Here is a 2706-nt window from a genome sequence, read left to right on the forward strand (position 1 = left end):
AACTGTACGTTGTTGTAATGGGCTTTATGGGGAATCGTCTTAATCAGGGGTAAAAAACCACGTGGATGCGCTTGGGATGATGCTGTGACTTCAAGTACCAAAGGGGTTTGAATAACCACACCACCAAACACATCAGAGTTTACTACGTAAGAAGTAGAACCCCCGCTTACTGTATTGGTTCCAGGTTCTAGTGTTACCTTGCGACAAGTTGCTTGAGCGTACGCAGATTTTTTATAACCTCTCTGCAAAAAAACACTACGACCTGATGTTGTGTTAGCGTAGTCTTCAGACCCAAGCACCACATCTCGTGTATAAGATTCCATTCGATATTGAGCACCTTGGGCAATCTCCCAAGCATTACTTGCTAATAAATAATGCGTAAATAAATCATCATCTGCTATAGGGTTAAAAGCACCAAACCCATAACAAAATGCTAACTCCTTTTCTTCATCAGAAATATTTTTTTGATTATCAACACCATTGAGAATATAAAATGCCGACTCCGTACCAATCACCATCCAAGATCTATTTTCTGTCTCGTAATCAACTAAGCTCGTTGAGTCGACGTTATATTCTCCCAGTGTGTAGTAATACCACTTAGCCCAACCATTCTTTATATTGACCCCACTTCCTGTTGGATTCCAGTTTCGTGTTGTGGCTGATGCAATATAAGGGGCTTGTACACCCTGCATCACATCAATACCGGTCATCTCCTCAACGATACCTACTTTTGCATATTTGGCGTAGTTAATGCCGTAGCTTGAGATACGCTCATCAACCACACGTAGAAAGGGACGATTTGGCAAAGTTTCATCTTTTGAACGATATGCAGCACGCCCTCCTCCTAATGCTGTTGAACTCGAGAAAGGCTTATCCCAATTTAATGGTGCAAGCATGCAATTAATCGTGCCCGAGGCATTCGCAACACTCGCCACACTATTCAATTCAAACTTAATGGTCGTTGCATTGACCACTTGCTTAATTTTAAAGTCGCCACTGTATTCAGCCTGTGTTGCACCACTCACTCTGACGACCTGATATTTTTTAAGGTTATGAGGTAATCCAAATACAGCAGTTGCTTCAAGTCCAGTACTAGAGAGTGAGTTAATAACCCCCACCTGAATACCTGTCACTAAGCAAGCATCAAGCAAAGTGATCAATGAGCCTGAAGCATTTTGCAATTGAGGTGCATTACTGTTGTCTGATGTAAAAAACTTCACTGTCTTATTTGTTACCATGGCCTTTTACCCATAAAAAAGACCGCCGAGGCGGTCATATTTGAATTAAAAATTAAGCAGCTATGCTTTGAATAATGCGGTCAATATCACCACGTAGCATGATTTGAAACGAATCAGACAATACGGTAGGTTCCGATTGCTTCACCGTACGAATCACCCAAATCGGGTGATTGGCTGCAATGGTGTTAAAGCGAAGTGCATTACCACTTGCCCATCCACTGCCCCAGCCCTCCTTCTTTATAGTGAAATATGGGGCATTCGTGGTGGGATTGATTGGAGAGCAGTGAGAATTTGTCTCTCCGGTTCCTATAAAACCTGAAATCTCACCAATGATTCGAAATGTCGTGTTGCTTGTGAATACCAGTGACCAGCGCTCTTGAATGCTGCCCTTGTTTGTGACATCAATGGGGTAAAAAGTATCGTTATAATTAGCTGATACAGGCTCACCCACGGGCTCATCACTCCACTCACTGCTCCATGTCCCTTGAACAAACAGTCGTGTATATCTGGCTTTCATATCACCAATCACCAACACTGAGCCCACAATCGTATTGGTCGGATCATAGTTGTGCGTCAGTGGTTTAGTGAAGGTAATTTGCCCATTGATTTTAACATCACGCACCAAACCCATATCTTGATAGCGATACTTTGCAGTCAGTGGTCCAGTTAAATTACCTAAGGCAAAATCACCGTTTAAAGTCACTTTGCCGTAGTCATAATCAACCACATACATATCAAATGGAATTTTAATACCATCGGCATCCTCAAGTTCACACCAGGAGATCCTCACATCATTCAATGGATAAGTTTGCCCTGCCACATAGTCGGGGAATTCCTGCGACTTACTCGCGCTGACAATCCCAATCTCACCCGATCGGAAAATTGGAACACGGCCATCAATCGGTAAACGTACCGCAGATAGACCCAGAAGTTCAGCATCAATCGGGATATAGCTATAACCCACTGCGCTATATTTGATGGTTTCAGGCAGTACCATGATGGGCTTGTGAATCCACTGCTTACCATCCTTGGTATATTCCAGCTCAGCCACATACCAATCCTGCGCCATAATTTCAGCACGGTTGGTACTGGTCACTTCAACCTTTTGACGAAAAACAAACTGGCCATAGCCTTGGTCAAAGTTAAAGAAACCATCACAATCCACTGTATCAATAGTACCCGAACCATCGGGCGTGATATTCAGTACACCGCCTTCCACCTTGGTGGCGGACAAAGTTAAGGACTGCGCCCGGATTGGGATCATTGGTGCACGGTATGACACTTGATTGGTCTGAACCTTTTCAAGCTGAGTGACCAATGTTTCAAGCATAGGGTTATTTTCACCTTCCACATCCCATGCAGATAGCTCTATAGCACCATTACCATAATGAATTTGACCCGAAACAGTCCCCACACCCGTGGTCACCGACGGATTGCGATAAAGTGAGCCGAGTTTATCAACATAGGT

At 43.5% G+C, this 2706-nt stretch carries 1 protein-coding gene and 1 pseudogene; both read right to left on the reverse strand.

Annotated elements, in window-relative coordinates:
• A partial coding sequence (locus ACF8FD_RS00365) for a hypothetical protein (RefSeq protein WP_392452826.1) occupies positions 1–1238 on the reverse strand: 1238 nt, incomplete at its 3' end.
• Positions 1239–1290: 52 nt separating this feature from the next.
• Positions 1291–2706, reverse strand: a pseudogene (locus ACF8FD_RS00370) (hypothetical protein); the annotation flags it as partial.

This window comes from Acinetobacter sp. TYF_19 (assembly GCF_043105125.1).
Lineage (GTDB): Bacteria > Pseudomonadota > Gammaproteobacteria > Pseudomonadales > Moraxellaceae > Acinetobacter > Acinetobacter johnsonii.